Annotated in this window: 12 protein-coding genes; 6 read left to right on the forward strand and 6 right to left on the reverse strand. The window is 63.2% G+C overall.

Going from position 1 to position 14630, the window contains the following annotated elements:
- Positions 1–136: 136 nt before the first annotated feature.
- From HU737_RS06990 to HU737_RS07010, 5 genes are all read right to left on the reverse strand, one after another.
- Positions 137–1450 (reverse strand): MFS transporter, encoded by a 1314-nt coding sequence (locus HU737_RS06990; RefSeq protein WP_186553611.1) that lies wholly within the window; start codon positions 1448–1450, stop codon positions 137–139.
- A gap of 209 nt (positions 1451–1659) precedes the next feature.
- On the reverse strand, positions 1660–2301 hold the full coding sequence (locus HU737_RS06995; RefSeq protein ID WP_186553610.1) for an N-carbamoylsarcosine amidohydrolase: 642 nt from the start codon (positions 2299–2301) through the stop codon (positions 1660–1662).
- Between the two features lie 14 nt (positions 2302–2315).
- Positions 2316–3068, reverse strand: a complete 753-nt coding sequence (locus HU737_RS07000; RefSeq protein ID WP_186553609.1) for a maleate cis-trans isomerase family protein — start codon at positions 3066–3068, stop codon at positions 2316–2318.
- 13 nt (positions 3069–3081) lie between these two features.
- A complete protein-coding gene (gene nicD, locus HU737_RS07005; protein WP_186553608.1) occupies positions 3082–3888 on the reverse strand; it encodes an N-formylmaleamate deformylase in 807 nt (268 codons plus the stop codon).
- Positions 3885–5033 (reverse strand): FAD-dependent monooxygenase, encoded by a 1149-nt coding sequence (locus HU737_RS07010; protein ID WP_186553607.1) that lies wholly within the window; start codon positions 5031–5033, stop codon positions 3885–3887. The genes nicD and HU737_RS07010 overlap by 4 nt, the downstream gene beginning before the upstream one ends.
- Positions 5034–5363: 330 nt before the next feature.
- On the opposite strand from HU737_RS07010, the gene HU737_RS07015 reads away from it, so the two are divergent.
- The 4 genes from HU737_RS07015 to HU737_RS07030 all read left to right on the forward strand — a co-directional run bounded on the left by HU737_RS07015 (position 5364) and on the right by HU737_RS07030 (position 12291).
- Complete coding sequence (locus HU737_RS07015; protein WP_186553606.1) at positions 5364–6416, forward strand: 2,5-dihydroxypyridine 5,6-dioxygenase; 1053 nt, start codon at positions 5364–5366, stop codon at positions 6414–6416.
- A gap of 71 nt (positions 6417–6487) precedes the next feature.
- Positions 6488–6967, forward strand: coding sequence for a MarR family winged helix-turn-helix transcriptional regulator (locus HU737_RS07020; RefSeq protein ID WP_186553605.1), 480 nt, complete (start codon positions 6488–6490; stop codon positions 6965–6967).
- Positions 6968–8250: 1283 nt separating this feature from the next.
- Positions 8251–8718, forward strand: coding sequence for a (2Fe-2S)-binding protein (locus HU737_RS07025; protein WP_186553604.1), 468 nt, complete (start codon positions 8251–8253; stop codon positions 8716–8718).
- Between the two features lie 15 nt (positions 8719–8733).
- On the forward strand, positions 8734–12291 hold the full coding sequence (locus HU737_RS07030) for a molybdopterin cofactor-binding domain-containing protein (protein WP_186553603.1): 3558 nt from the start codon (positions 8734–8736) through the stop codon (positions 12289–12291).
- 3 nt (positions 12292–12294) lie between these two features.
- Here HU737_RS07030 and HU737_RS07035 read toward each other — a convergent pair whose 3' ends face one another.
- Positions 12295–12933, reverse strand: a complete 639-nt coding sequence (locus tag HU737_RS07035) for a TetR/AcrR family transcriptional regulator (protein WP_186553602.1) — start codon at positions 12931–12933, stop codon at positions 12295–12297.
- Between the two features lie 108 nt (positions 12934–13041).
- On the opposite strand from HU737_RS07035, the gene HU737_RS07040 reads away from it, so the two are divergent.
- Both HU737_RS07040 and HU737_RS07045 read left to right on the forward strand, forming a co-directional pair.
- Complete coding sequence (locus HU737_RS07040) at positions 13042–14004, forward strand: XdhC family protein (RefSeq protein ID WP_186553601.1); 963 nt, start codon at positions 13042–13044, stop codon at positions 14002–14004.
- Positions 14005–14320: 316 nt separating this feature from the next.
- Complete coding sequence (locus HU737_RS07045) at positions 14321–14602, forward strand: DUF3077 domain-containing protein (protein ID WP_186553600.1); 282 nt, start codon at positions 14321–14323, stop codon at positions 14600–14602.
- Positions 14603–14630 lie beyond the last annotated feature (28 nt).

Below are 14630 nucleotides of genomic sequence, written 5' to 3' on the forward strand. Positions count from 1 at the left end.
GAGCTACTCCTGAATTCAGGCAACAGCAACCCTGCGTGGCGACCTGGCGGTCGTCCACGACGGGGGGTGCGTTGAAAGGGATCGGCAAGCGGGCTGCAGGCCCGCTTGCGCTGCCGTTACGCGAAGCGCTGGACCGTTAGCGGTTGACCAGCTTCGCCGGCAGGGCGATCACCAAAAAGCAGCTGAGCAGCAGGCACAGGGCGAACACCCACAGCGCCGCATGGGAGGTGCCGGTCAGGTCGGTGACCATGCCCATCAGCGAGTTGCTCACCAAGCCTGCGATATTGGCCAGTGAACAGGCGAGGGCGAAACCGGTGGCTGCCGCCGTGCCCTTGAGGAAGGTCGCCGGCAGGCTGAAGAACACCGGCACGGCACCGATGATCGCCGCCGAGGCGATGGCGAACAGCAGTACGGTCATCACCAGGTTCTGGCTGAACAGGGTGCTGCTGGCCATGGCGATCGCGCCGATGATGAAGGGCACGATGATGTGCCAGCGGCGTTCGCGATGGCGGTCGGAGCTGGCCCCGATCATCAGCATGCCAAGCAGCGCGGCCAGGCTCGGGATCGCCGTGAGCAGGCCAATGTGGAAGGTGTCGCTGACGCCGGCATCGCGGATGAAGGTCGGCATCCAGAACCCCATGGCATAGGCGCTGAGCAGGATCGAGAAGTCGATGCCGCCAAGCATCCACACCTTCAGGTTGAAGAAGCCATCGCGGAAGCTGTGCTTGCTGCCCTTGCCCTCGGCATCATCGGCAGCAAGGTCCGCTGCCAGCTGCGCCTTGTCGTCATCCGACAACCACTTGGCCTGCTGGAAGTTGTTCGGCAACGCCCAGAACGTCAGGATGCCCAGCAGCACGCTGGGGATGGCCTCGAGCAAGAACAGCCACTGCCAGCCATGCAGGCCGTGGACCTGATCGAAGTGGCCCATGATCCAGCCAGAGATCGGCCCGCCGATCACGCTCGACAGCGGCAGGCCGATCATGAACAGGGCAATGATCCGCCCGCGGCGGTAGGTCGGGTACCACATGGTCAGGTAGAACAGCACCCCTGGCAGAAAGCCCGCTTCGGCCGCGCCGAGCAGAAAGCGCAGGATGTAGAATTGCGTGGTGCTGGTGACGAACATGGTGCAGGCCGAGAGCAGGCCCCAGGTGATCATGATGCGGGCGATCCACAGCTTGGCGCCGACCCGCTGCAGGATCAGGTTGCTCGGCACTTCGAAAATGATATAGCCGACGAAGAACAGCCCCGCACCCAGGCCATAGGCTGCGGTGCTGAACTGCAGGTCTTCGAGCATTTGCAGCTTGGCGAAGCCGACGTTGATGCGGTCCAGATAGGCTGCGAGGTAGCAGAAGCACAGGAAGGGGATGAGCCTCCAGGTGATCCTGCGGTAAAGCGCTTGAGTACCCTGGTCGACTTCAGCGTGGACCGTGGTTGCATTCGCAATTGGCATTTCCTGTCTCCTGGCGGGCGACTTTGTGGTTGTTTTTAGGCCAGCAGTTTTCGACGCTCCAGGCGCGCCGCGCACTATACGCGACGTTTCTGGGCAGCGTCACAAGGCCCCGAGCGCTCCTGCGGGGCGGCCGTCTGCACAGCGGACGGTCATGCAACGGGCTTCCCGCGCCGTTGCGTAATTGTTATGGGCAAAAGGGCGGCCGGGTTTCAGCCGGCCAGACGCTGCAATTGAGTCATGGCCTCCTGCCGGCTGATGACATCGCCGTACTTGCTGTCGATGTCGAACAAGTTGGCTTCATGCGGATCGTTGTGCCGATCACCGACGCACTCGCGCACCACGATGGTTCTGAAACCATGCTGCAGCGCATCGACTGCACTGGCGCGGATGCAGCCGCTGGTCGAGCAGCCGGCCAGTACCACGGTGTCGATGCCTTGGGCATGCAGTAGCGAGGCCAGGCTGGTGCCGAAAAAGGCGCTGGCGTACTGCTTGCTGAGCACCACTTCATCTGCCTGGGGCAGCACCGCCTCACAGAACTCGGCCAGCGGGTTGCCCTCGACCATGTCCTTCATCACCGGTGCCTTGCGCACCCACACCCCGCCATCGGCGAAGTGGGGGCCCTGGTAGCGGATGTTGGTGTGCACCACCAGCGTACCGCAGTCACGGGCCAGGGCCAGCAGGCCGGCGGCCTGCTCGACAGCCGTCACCACGCCAGGGGCGTAGAGCGGCGCACCGGGGGTGGTGTAGCCCTGCATGAAGTCGATCATCAGCAGGGCCGCCTTGCGCCCGAAACCGATGCGCTGGCCCCATACGCCCTGGTAGTTGTCACTGGCGCTTTGTGCGTCGCTCATGTGCGTCTCCCGATTCAGTAAGCGCCCGACAGCAGGGCGCCGGCACCTGGAACCACGGGCTCCAGGTCCAATGCCTTGAGCATGGCGTAGGTGGTGGCAATGGCGGCGGTGACCACCGGTTTGCCGGTTTGTGCCTCGACCTTGGCCACCGCCGGCAACGATTGCATCTGCACGCAGGCCGAAAGCACCACAACATCGACGCCTTCAAGGTTCATGCCGGCGACGATGCCGGGCAGGTTGGCTGGGTCGTGGCGGGCCACGGCGAGGTTGTCGGGGATCTCCAACGCGCGCCAATCCTGCACTTCGAAGCCTTCTTCGCGGATGTAGTTGACCACCAGCTCGGTCAGCGGCTTCATGTAGGGCGCGACGATGGCGATGCGTTTGGCCTTCATCACATGCAGGGCTTGCACCAGCGCCCCGGCACTGGTGATTACCGGTGCTAGCGCGTCGTTGTCGGCGGTGGCTTTCTGCAGGCGTTTCTCCGACTGGCGGTGATAGCCCAGGCCCATCGCCATGATTGCCACCAGGCAGGCGTAGCCCAGGACGTCGACCTTGGCGTCGGACAGCTCCAGCGCGCAGCGGTCGGACTCAGCGTCCATCGCTGCCAGTTCTTCTTTCTTTACCTGTTTCATGCGCATGCGGCTGGAGTGGAAGGTGAAGCGCTCAGGGCGAATCGCCTGACGGGCCAGCAGCATCGCCGGGATCTCGGTTTCCATGGTGGTGTTCGAGCTCGGCACGATCTGGCCGATGCGGTACAGCTTGGTCATGTCTTGTGCTCCTTCAGACGAGAGGGTGGTCGAGGAAGTCAGCGAAGGCAGCGAAGAAGCCTTCCAGGTCATCCCAGGGAATCATGTGTCCGGCGTTTTCCACTTGGACGACCTGGATGTCCGGCTTGAGCTCGCGGATTTCGGCGATGTCCTGCGGCTGGATCACACCGCCGCGCCCGGCCACCATCAGCAACGCCGGCTGATGCACGTGGGGCAGGTCCTGGTGAATGTCGACTTCGTGGAAATCGTTGAAGGCGCGCACGATCGCCGGCTCATAGCAGGTGTGCAGCCATTCGGCGCGCAGCGCCAGCTGTTCGTCGGTCCAGGTCGCGCAGAACGCGCGCATGTCGTCGCCGCTCATGCCGAGCGTGGCCTGGCGGATCGAGTCGACGTACCAGGGCAGCTTGCTGGGGTACTCGCGACGGCCCGGGCCGGACACCGGCGGATCGATCAGCACCAGTCGCTGCAATCCAGGCGCGCCTTGGGCGGCGGCGCGGATGGCGAAGCGCGCGCCCATCGAGTGGCCGACCAGGTGATAGCGGTCCAGGCCCAGCGCCGCCGCGAAGGCCGGAATATCCGCCGCGCAGGCATCGGTGCCGTAGTCCAGTTCAGGCCCGCTTGCGGACAGGCCGCGGCCCCGTACATCCAGCACATAGGTGTCGAAGTGCTGGCCCAGGCGCTCGGCGACGAAGCCCCAGGTGATCGCCGGGCTGGTGATACCCGGCACCAGGATCAGTGCTGGGCCCTTGCCACCGTAGCGCAGGTAATGCTGGCGGATGCCGTTGGCGCTGACGTTGCCGCCAGCGATAAAGCTGCTCATGCTGCCTCCCCGCTCTTGAGTTCTTGGGCGTATAGGTCGTAGCCGTAGACCCAGGCTGGGTCTTCCTGGGTGTAGAGGAAGGTGTTGGCGTTGGATACCGACTGCACTCGGGAGGCACGCTCCTTGCGGTTGGCTTCATACAGGGCGAAGGCGTTGCGGTGGTCGGACAGCCCGGTTTCTTGCAGGCAGCGGGTGAGCATCGCCGCGTCTTCGATCGCCATGCAGGCACCCTGCGCCATGTGTGGCTTCATCGGGTGGCAGGCGTCGCCCAGCAGTACCAGGCGACCACGGCTCCACAGCGGCAGTGGGTTGCGGTTGCGCAGCGGCCATTTGGTAATCGACTCGGTGGCGCCGATCAGCTTCTGCACGGTGGGGTGGTAGCCGTCGAAGGCCGCGCGCATTTCTTCCTGGCTGCTGTCGACGAATGGGCCCTGGAAGTCCCAGGCTTCGTGCGGTACGCCGGTGACGAAGTAGTACTCGTCGCGCTTGCCGGTGGTGTAATAGACCATCATGTGGCGATCTTCGGTCCACCATTTCACGCAGTCCTCGAACACATCGGCGTGCTGCGCCAGGTGCTCGCCGCGAATCAATGCGCGGTGGGCGACCCAGCCGCTGTAGATCGGCGCTTCGACGCCCAGCAGCTCTTCGCGGATCTTCGAGTGGATGCCGTCGGCGCCGATGACGATGTCGGCCACGGTGTGGGTGCCGTCGGCGAAGTCCAGGCGTACCTGGTCACCCTCGTCGACAATCTTTTCCAGGCGCTTGCCGAAGTGCACGGTGCCCGGCTTGATCGCATCGATCTGCAGGGCGTGCAGGTCGCCGCGGTGGATGGTGATGTACGAGGCGCCGTACTCGCGGCGGGCGAACTCGCCGAGCGGGATGCGCGACAGGTAGTCACCGCTGACGCCGTCGCGGCTGAACCAGAAATCCGGATGTGAGCTCATCAGCTCCAGCTTTTGCTCCAGCCCCATGCGGCGGAAGATCTTCATCACGTTAGGGCCGATATGAATGCCCGCGCCCAGGCGGGTGAATTCCGGCGCCTGCTCGTACACGTCGACCTCAAAACCAGCCTGCTGCAGCAACGTGGCGGCAGCCGCGCCACCCAGACCTGCTCCGACGATTGCGATTTTCTGCCTGCCCCGCATAGGTATCTCTCCTCTTGTTCTGTGATGTGCTCAGCGGCTCGGCCGTCTGATGAAATTGAGTGTATACGCTATAAATTTTTAATGGGAAGAGCGCGAATGAATTAATTTCAAACAAGTGATCGAAAGTGGAATTTAGCAGTTTGTCACCGTAAATGCTGGAGTATGTGTGGAATAGTAACGTTTTGGTGCGCCACTTGCGCTTGTCGACTGGATGCGCTTTCATTTAGGTAAATAGGGTGTATGCACTCTTAATTCGCACCGGGATGACGCGCCGCGCACTACGCCAGTGCAGCATCTCGAGCCCATCCAGGCATGCTCAGGAGAAAACCGATGCCGGTTAGCAATGCAGAACTGACCCAGATGTTCGAACACGTGCTCAAGCTGTCCCGTGTGGATGAAACGCAGAGCGTCGCCGTGCTCAAAAGCCACTATTCCGACCCGCGTACGGTGAACGCGGCAATGGAGGCCGCGCAGCGCCTCAAGGCCAAGGTGTATGCGGTTGAGCTGCCATCGTTTAATCACCCCACGGCGATGGGCAACGACATGACCGCCTACTGCGGCGACACCGCCCTGACCGGCAACCTGGCCGCGCAGCGGGCGCTGGAGGCTGCCGACCTGATCGTCGACACCATGATGCTGCTGCATTCCCCTGAGCAGGAGCAGATCCTCAAGACCGGCACGCGCATCCTGTTGGCGGTCGAGCCCCCGGAAGTCCTGGCGCGCATGCTGCCGAGCGAGGACGACAAGCGTCGCGTGCTGGCCGCTGAAACCCTGCTCAAACAGGCGCGCAGCCTGCATGTGCGTTCCAAGGCAGGCAGTGATTTCCATGCGCCGCTTGGCCAGTACCCGGCCGTCACTGAATACGGCTATGCCGATGAGCCAGGCCGTTGGGACCACTGGCCCAGTGGCTTTCTGTTTACCTGGCCGAACGAAGACAGCGCCGAGGGCACCCTGGTGCTGGATGTCGGCGACATCATCCTGCCGTTCAAGAACTACTGCCGCGAGCGCATTACCCTGGAGATCGAAAAGGGCTTCATCACCGGCATCCATGGCGGCTTCGAGGCCGAATACCTGCGTGACTACATGAAGTATTTCAACGACCCTGAGGTCTACGGCATCTCCCACATCGGTTGGGGCTTGCAGCCGCGTGCGCAGTGGACGGCGATGGGCCTGCACGACCGCAACGACGGCATGTGCATGGACGCTCGCGCGTTCTATGGCAACTTCCTGTTTTCCACAGGCCCCAACACCGAGGTCGGCGGCAAGCGCAAGACCCCGTGCCACCTGGATATACCGCTGCGCAATTGCGATATCTATCTGGACGACCTTGCTGTGGTCCTGGCCGGGGATGTGGTTGCGCCTGAGCAGTCCAAGGCGCGTTAGTGGTTATACTGGCCCGGCGCTCCGCTCTTCGGAGTCCCGGCCAGCCCAATCCTCACAGCCCAAGCCATCACATGTCGAACAAAACTCTGAACGCTACTGCTGCACCTGATACCGCGCCCTACGACGTTACCGAACAGGTCGGCCACTTGCTGCGCAAGGCCTATCAGCGGCATACGGCGATCTTCCAGCAGCAGGCGTGCGACCCGCAGCTGACCTCGATCCAGTTCGTTACCCTGTGCGCCTTGCGCGATCATGGGCCTAGTTCCCAGGCTGAGTTGATCAAGGCGACTGCGGTGGATCAGGCGACCATCCGGGGCATCGTCGATCGGCTCAAGGCGCGCGGGTTGATTCAGCTGTCGCCTGATCCGGGGGATCGGCGCAAGGTGATTTGCGAGCTGACCGACAGTGGGGCGGCGTTGCTCGATGCGATGATTCCCTGTGCGCGGCAGATCAGTGAGCTGAGCATGGGGTGTCTGAATGCGGCTGAGCGGGTGGCGATTTTATTTTTATTGCGCAAGATGATTGATGGGGATGAGGGGGGTGCGGGCTGATCGTTGTGTTGGGCTGGCTTCTTGGTTTCTTGGTTTCTTGGTTTCTTGGTTTGGGAGCTTATCCATTCTTTGTGGCGCGGCCACTGGCGCCTTCCGCCCTTACGGCGGGTCACTTTTGGCAGTCGCCCCAAAAGTAACCAAAAGGTCTGCGCTCCACCATCCGGCCCTACGCTGCGCTTCGGGTCCCCTCGCTTCGGTGCCTTCCGGGCCCGCGCGGCCTACGATTTGCTGCGCAAATCTACATCTCGCGCCTTCGGCTACGCCGAAGGGTGCTGACGCACCTGGCCCTCCAGGCACCTACGCTCGGCCTCCTGAAGTCGCGAAGTTAGTGGCGGCGACTGGGCTTGCGTTATCTGGCGATAGTGTCACGGGTGGTGGATATACCGGCCTCTTCGCGGGCAAGCCCGCTCCCACAGGGTTCGTGGGGTTTGCAGTATCTGCGTCGTGTCAGTGCTGGCTCAACGCTGAACTGAAATCTGCGCGGTACCTGTGGGAGCGGGCTTGCCCGCGAAGAGGCCAGAACAAACAACACAAAATAGAAAAATCAAAATTTGGCTTTGGCTTTGGCTTTGGCTTTGGCTTTGGCTTTGGCTTTGGCTTTGGCTTTGGCTTCTGCGAGAGCGCAGCGATTCGCCTGCTCTTGATCTTCGAGCGCGCAGGTTCAGGCGACGCAGATTCGCGACTTCAGGAGGCTGAGCAGAGGCGTCTGGAGGGCCAGGTGCGCTAGCACCCTTCGGCGTAGCCGAAGGCGCGAGATGTAGATTTGCGCAGCAAATCGTAGGCCGCGCGGGCCCGGAAGGCGCCGGCGCGAAGGGACCCGAAGCGCAGCGTAGGGCCGTATGTAGGAGCGAGCGGTTTTGCTTACTTTTCCCAAGAGAAAAGTAAGCCGCCGTAAAGGCGGAAGGAGCCAGTGGCGGCGCTACATCAAATGGATAATCTCGCAACCCAACCCCAACCCCAACCCCAACCCCCACCCCCAACCCCAACCCCCAACCCCAACCCCCAACCCCAACCCCCCCCAACCCCAACCCCCAACCCCCCCAACCCCCAACCCCAACCCCCCAACCCCCAACCCCAACCCCCAACCCCCAACCCCAACCCCAACCCCAACCCCAACCCCAACCCCAAACCCCAACCCCAACCCCAGAATCATCCCTGGCCTGCTTCTTGCCTGATCATTTCATGTAGTGAGTACTTACCTAAACAAGCGCGCCATTTGAGTTGTTTGGTAGCGCCCAGGTACTCGCCCTGAACGGCATGCAACCACCAGAGATGAGCCAACAATGCAAACAACCATCTCCCTGCGAATCAACGGTCAGCCCGTCGAAGTCAACGCCATGGCCGACACCCCCTTGCTGCTGATCCTGCGCAACGACCTGTGCCTGAACGGCCCCAAGTACGGCTGCGGCCTAGGCGAATGCGGAGCCTGCACGGTGATCATCGATGGCGTCGCCGCACGCTCTTGCGTGATCCCGCTGTCCGGCGCCGCCAACCGCGACATCACCACCCTCGAAGGGCTGGGCAGCAAGGCCGCGCCGCATCCGGTACAGCAGGCGTTCATCGATGAACAGGCGGCCCAATGCGGCTACTGCATGAACGGCATGATCATGACCGCCAAGGCCCTGCTTGACCGCATCCCCGATGCCAGCGACGAGCAGATCCGCAACGAGCTGTCCGGCAACCTCTGCCGTTGCGGCACCCACGTCGAAATCCTGCGCGCCGTGCGCCGCGCTGCCGGCCGCCTGGCCTGAGATCCGGAGCTGAACATGAACCACTCACAACACGTTCCCAGCCGCGAGCAACTGCTGGGCAAAAGCAACGTATTGCTGATCGTCGATCAGATCACGCCGCCCTCCGGGCCGGTGGCCAAGGGCGTGACGCCCACGCTCAAGGCGCGCGAGCTGGCGCTGTTTCTTGCGGTCAGTGACGACGGCATGGTCTACGCCTTCAACGGCCACGTCGACCTGGGCACTGGCATTCGCACCTCGCTGGCGCAAATCGTTGCCGAAGAGCTCGACCTGCGCATGGATCAGGTGCACATGGTACTGGGCGACACCGAGCGCGCTCCCAACCAGGGCGCGACCATCGCCAGCGCCACCTTGCAGATTTCCGCCGTGCCGCTGCGCAAGGCCGCGGCCACGGCGCGGCGCTTCCTCCTGCAACAGGCTGCCCAGCGCTTGGGCTGTGCGCCAGATGCGCTGCGCATGGAGGAGGGCGCAGTGATCAGCAGCGACGGCCGTAGCCTGCGTTTTGCCGAGCTGGTTCAGGGCGACAACCAGCAACTACCGATTGCCGAGGATGCGCCGCTCAAGGCGGTCGACGACTATCGCCTGGTCGGTCGCAGTGCGGCGCGGGTAGACATCCCTGGCAAAGCCACTGGCGAGCTGACCTACGTCCACGACATGCGCCTGCCCGACATGCTCCATGGCCGGGTGATCCGCCCACCCTACGCCGGCCACGACAGCGGCGACTTTGTCGGCAACAGCTTGCTGGCGGTGGACCATGACTCCATCGCCCATCTCCCCGGAGTGATCGCGGTGGTGGTGATCCGCGACTTCGTCGGTGTCGTCGCCGAGCGTGAGGAGCAGGCGATTCGCGCCGCCCAAGCGCTGAAGATCAGCTGGAAACCGCACACTGGCAAGCTGCCGGATCTGAGCGATATCGCCCAGGCGATCCGCGACAACCCCCGCGTGCAGCGTACCGTGCTGGATCAGGGCGATGTCGACGGCGGCATCGCCAATGCCAGTCAGCGCCTGAGCCGCAGTTATCTGTGGCCCTATCAGCTGCATGGCTCGATTGGCCCGTCGTGCGCCTTGGCCGATTTTACCGAGGGGCAGATCCGCGTCTGGTCCGGCACGCAGAACCCGCACCTGCTGCGCGCAGACCTGGCTTGGTTGTTGGCGTGCGACGAACAGCGCATCGAGATCATCCGCATGGAAGCCGCTGGCTGCTATGGCCGCAACTGCGCTGACGATGTCTGCGCTGACGCGGTGCTGTTGTCCCGTGCGGTCGGCCGCCCGGTGCGGGTGCAGCTGACCCGTGAGCAGGAGCATGCCTGGGAGCCCAAGGGTACCGCACAGTTGATGGAAATCGACGGCGGCCTGAATGCCGATGGCACCGTGGCCGCCTACGATTTCCAGACCAGCTATCCCTCCAACGGCGCACCCACCTTGGCCTTGCTGCTGACCGGCGCGGTAGAACCGGTGCCGGCGCTGTTCGAGATGGGCGACCGGACCTCGATCCCGCCGTATGACTATGAGCACATGCGCGTGACCATCAACGACATGACGCCGCTGGTGCGCGCGTCGTGGATGCGCGGTGTGTCGGCGATGCCCAACAGCTTCGCCCACGAGTCTTACATCGACGAGCTGGCTTTTGCCGCAGGCGTCGACCCGGTCGAGTACCGCCTCAAGCATCTGTCCGATCCGCGCGCCATCGACTTGGTCAAAGCCACCGCCGAACGGGCCGACTGGCAGCCGCGCAGCGAACCCATGCAAACCCCGGCCGAAGGTGATGTGTTGCGTGGTCGGGGCTTCGCTTACGCGCGCTACATCCACAGCAAGTTCCCAGGTTTTGGTGCTGCGTGGGCTGCTTGGGTGGCCGATGTTGCGGTTGACCGGCGCACCGGCGAGGTGGCCGTGACCCGCGTGGTGATCGGCCATGACGCCGGGATGATGGTCAACCCCGAAGGGGTGCGGCATCAGATTCACGGGAATGTGATCCAGTCGACCAGCCGCGTGCTCAAGGAGCAGGTGAGCTTCGAGGAGTCCACAGTGGCGAGCAAGGAGTGGGGTGGCTACCCAATCCTGACCTTCCCCGAGGTGCCGGCGATCGATGTGATGATGCTGCCGCGCCAACATGAACCACCGATGGGCAGCGGTGAGTCGGCTTCGGTGCCGAGCGCGGCGGCCATCGCCAACGCGATCTTCGATGCCACGGGTATCCGCTTTCGCGAACTGCCGATCACCGCCGAACGGGTGCGCGCGGCGCTGAACGCTGAAAACCAGGCCCCTGAGCCGCCAGCGCAGCCCGCGAGCAAACGCTCGAAATGGTGGTTCGGCTCGCTCGCCGGGGTAATCGGCGCGGCGTTGGGCATGGCGGCCACGGCGTTGCCCTGGCGCGCCGAGATCGCCCCGGTAACGCCACCGGCCGCTGGTAGCTGGTCGGCCTCGATGCTCGAACGTGGGCGCCAAGTGGCGGCGGCCGGTGATTGTGCGGTGTGTCATACGGTCAGCGGTGGCAAGGTCAATGTCGGCGGCCTGGCGATGGATACGCCGTTCGGCACGCTGTACAGCACCAACATCACCCCCGACCCGGAAACCGGCATTGGTCGCTGGTCATTCGCCGCGTTCGAACGGGCCATGCGCGAGGGCATCAGCCGCGATGGCCGCCACCTGTATCCGGCGTTTCCCTACACCTCGTTTCGCACTATCACCGACGCAGACATGCAGGCGCTGTACGCCTACCTGATGTCGCAGACCCCGGTCCGCCAGGAGGCGCCGGCCAACCAGATGCGTTTCCCGTTCAACCAGCGCCCGCTGATGGCGGGTTGGAACGCGCTGTTTCTCAAGCGCGGCGAGTATCAGCCCGACCCGCAGCGCAGCGCACAGTGGAATCGTGGTGCCTATCTGGTCGATGGTCTGGGGCACTGCACTGCCTGTCATTCGCCGCGCAACCTGATGGGCGCGGAAAAGGGCGGTTCCAGCTATTTGGCCGGCGGTATGGTCGATGGCTGGGAAGCGCCAGCGCTGAACGCGCTAGGCAAGTCTGCGACGCCGTGGAGCGAGAGTGAGTTGTTCACGTATCTGAGCACTGGCTTTTCCGATAAGCACGGCGTTGCCGCAGGCCCCATGGGGCCGGTGGTCAGCGAGCTGGCCAGCTTGCCGCAGAGCGATGTGCGGGCGATCGCCCATTACCTGACATCCCTCGACGGCACACCGCAGCAGGTTGCAGCCAAGCCCGCGCCACAAGTCGATTCGCAGGTTTCGTTGAGTAACGGTGAGCGCCTATTCAAGGGCGCCTGCCTGGCCTGTCACAGCGATGGGCTTGGGCCGAAACTGTTCGGCGTCAGCCCGTCGATGGCAGTCAATAGCAACGTCCATAGCGCGCTGCCAGACAACCTGCTGCGCGTGGTGCTACATGGCATTGCCCATCCAGCAACCCCCGACCTGGGCTACATGCCAGGGTTCAAGGACAGCTTGTCGGACCGCCAGGTAGCCGACCTTGCCGCTTACCTGCGCCAGCGTTTTGCTGGCAGCCAGCCGGCCTGGGAGGGGCTGCAGGCCAAGAGTGCTCAGGTGCGTGCCAATCCTGGCAGCCACTGAAGCTCAGCGGCGCAGGCCGCGCAGGGCCAGGTCGCTGATGAACGCCAGCCAGTCGGACTTGGCCTGCTTGTCGGCCAGGTCCACGGCAAGGAAGGAGCTGAGGGTGTAGCGGTTGGAGTTATAGAAGTAGCACAGCGAGGCGATCATCAAGTAGGTGTGCTTGATGTCGATATCGGCGCGGAACAGGCCCTGGGCCTGGCCCGCCTCGATGATTGGCCGCAATACGCCGACCGCCTCGCCGGACAGCGCCTTGAGGTTCTGCGACTTCTTGGCGTGCTTGCCCTGATGAAGGTTTTCTGTGGCCAGGATGGTGACGAATTCCGGGTGGCGCACGTAGTAGTTCCAGATGAACGCCACCAGTTCGCGCAGGGCGTTTTCAGGGTCGCAGAGGTCCAGGCGCAGCTTGGCTTCGGCTTGGTTGAAGCTTGCGTAGATATGCTCCAGCACGCTGATGAACAGCTGCTCCTTGTTGCCGAAGTAGTAATAGATCATGCGGTCATTGGATTTGGCCAACGAGGAGATCTGCTCGATGCGCCCACCGGTGAAGCCTTCCTTGCTGAACACCTTCACCGCGGCCTGGAGGATGTTGTGTTTGGTGCGGTCGGCCTGCTGGGCGCGAACGCCGGTTTTGCGAGTCTGCATGGGGGATCACTGTGCGGCTGGCAAGAGCGCTAACACTGCCATAGACCCTAGGGCCTTTGCGCGGCTTTTTCAGCAGAACGGTTAACGATGCCAATGAGGTAAGCGAACATGCAGCATCTTGATCTGCAGGTCATCGACAAGGCCCTGCAATGGGCGCGGGCCGGCGAGACGATCTGGCTTTGCACGGTACTGTCCACCTATGGCTCGGCCCCACGCTCCCCGGGCGCGATGCTGGTCAGCAATGGTGGGCTGGAATCCGTGGGCTCGTTGTCGGGTGGCTGCGTCGAGGAGGAGTTTCTCGCAAGCCTTGGGCGCGGAGCCTTTACCCGCGCGGCGCAGGTGGTGCGCTATGGCGATGGGCAGGCGCAGAGCCGCCGTTTGCGTTTGCCGTGCGGCGGCGTGCTGGTGGTGTTGGTCGAACGTCGTGAGTCGAATGCTCGCTGGCTGGCGCATTTGCAGGCGCTGCGCAGTGCGCTCCTGGGCCAGCAGCGGGTAACGCGCAGGATCGCGCTGGCAAGCGGCAGCTTCGAGGTTTATGCCGACAGCAGCGTTGCCGTGCGCCTGGCCGAGGAAGTGGTCGAGATCGGCATCGGTCCGGCACTGCGCTTGCTGCTGGCTGGGTTATCTCCGGTGGCCGAGGCCTGCGCTGCTATCGCCCGCACGCTCGGTTGCGAGGTCATCGCCTGTGATCCGCGTGAAGAGATGGCGCATGTGCAGCTTGAAGGCGTGCAGATGCATCGCGTGCTGCCCTCGTTGTTCATTGCCGAGGGTGGCTGCCATGGCGCTACGGCCGTGGTCGCACTGACGCACGATCCGAAGATCGATGACTTGGCCTTGCTGGAGGCGGTCGATACCCAGGCGTTCTACATCGGCGCCATGGGGTCGCTGGCAACTTCCGCCAAGCGTGCTGAGCGCCTGCGGCGTATCGGTGGATTGACCGAGGCGCAGATCAGACGCTTGCACATGCCAATCGGCCTGGACCTGGGAAGCAAGTCGCCGGCAGAGATCGCGCTGGCGGTCATGGCGGACGTATTACGGGTGTATCGAGGAAAAGCGCGGGACGCTTTGTAGAACCGTTCTTGCCGGCAGTGATCTCAAGCAAGTCGGTAATTTGTAGGAAAGCGCGCTTTTCTTCCTCAATTCTTGTAGTCCAATTCCCAAGGGCGTCGTTTCCCTGCTCAGCCCATTGTGACGCCCCGGCGGCACGTCTAGTCTCGCCGTGCCTGTCGCGCTTCACTCCAGCATCCACCAGTCCCACGGGCAGAGATTCGCGTAGGGTTGCGTTGAATCGGTCTGGCAGGTGCTGGGGTGTTGCGCGAGAGGTCCTATCGATCATGGACAAGAGAAGGGCAGCACAATGGACGACCAAGCGCTGTTGAACCAGATTATGAAATTGAAGACCACAGGTGTGGCCACGTTTGCCTGCGATACGCCCAAGGGCAAAGTCGAGCTGTTGCGGGTGATGCCAGGGCTGGCAGCCGAAGAGGTGCTGCAGGACGTGGTGAAAATGTTGAGCTGTATGACCGAGCTCACCCGCCGCGCCATGGCCCGGCCGGACGATGTGGAAGTGTTGATGCGGTCGGGTTACTACCTCAATGGCATGGCCAAGGCGTTGGTAGAGGATCTGTTGCTGGGCTTGCATGGCGAGTCGGGAGCGACAGCGCATTAAGTTTTGCGGACATCGGCCGTAATCGGGG

The sequence above is a fragment of the Pseudomonas urmiensis genome (assembly GCF_014268815.2).
GTDB classification, from domain to species: Bacteria; Pseudomonadota; Gammaproteobacteria; order Pseudomonadales; family Pseudomonadaceae; genus Aquipseudomonas; species Aquipseudomonas urmiensis.

Coding starts and splice junctions, on each gene's coding strand:
- HU737_RS07010 (WP_186553607.1), bottom strand. CDS start 5,033: ATGCGGGGCAGGCAGAAAATCGCAATCGTCGGAGCAGGTCTGGGTGGC.
- HU737_RS07020 (WP_186553605.1), top strand. CDS start 6,488: ATGTCGAACAAAACTCTGAACGCTACTGCTGCACCTGATACCGCGCCC.
- HU737_RS07035 (WP_186553602.1), bottom strand. CDS start 12,933: ATGCAGACTCGCAAAACCGGCGTTCGCGCCCAGCAGGCCGACCGCACC.
- nicD (WP_186553608.1), bottom strand. CDS start 3,888: ATGAGCAGCTTTATCGCTGGCGGCAACGTCAGCGCCAACGGCATCCGC.
- HU737_RS06990 (WP_186553611.1), bottom strand. CDS start 1,450: ATGCCAATTGCGAATGCAACCACGGTCCACGCTGAAGTCGACCAGGGT.
- HU737_RS07040 (WP_186553601.1), top strand. CDS start 13,042: ATGCAGCATCTTGATCTGCAGGTCATCGACAAGGCCCTGCAATGGGCG.
- HU737_RS07030 (WP_186553603.1), top strand. CDS start 8,734: ATGAACCACTCACAACACGTTCCCAGCCGCGAGCAACTGCTGGGCAAA.
- HU737_RS07025 (WP_186553604.1), top strand. CDS start 8,251: ATGCAAACAACCATCTCCCTGCGAATCAACGGTCAGCCCGTCGAAGTC.
- HU737_RS07045 (WP_186553600.1), top strand. CDS start 14,321: ATGAAATTGAAGACCACAGGTGTGGCCACGTTTGCCTGCGATACGCCC.
- HU737_RS07000 (WP_186553609.1), bottom strand. CDS start 3,068: ATGACCAAGCTGTACCGCATCGGCCAGATCGTGCCGAGCTCGAACACC.
- HU737_RS07015 (WP_186553606.1), top strand. CDS start 5,364: ATGCCGGTTAGCAATGCAGAACTGACCCAGATGTTCGAACACGTGCTC.
- HU737_RS06995 (WP_186553610.1), bottom strand. CDS start 2,301: ATGAGCGACGCACAAAGCGCCAGTGACAACTACCAGGGCGTATGGGGC.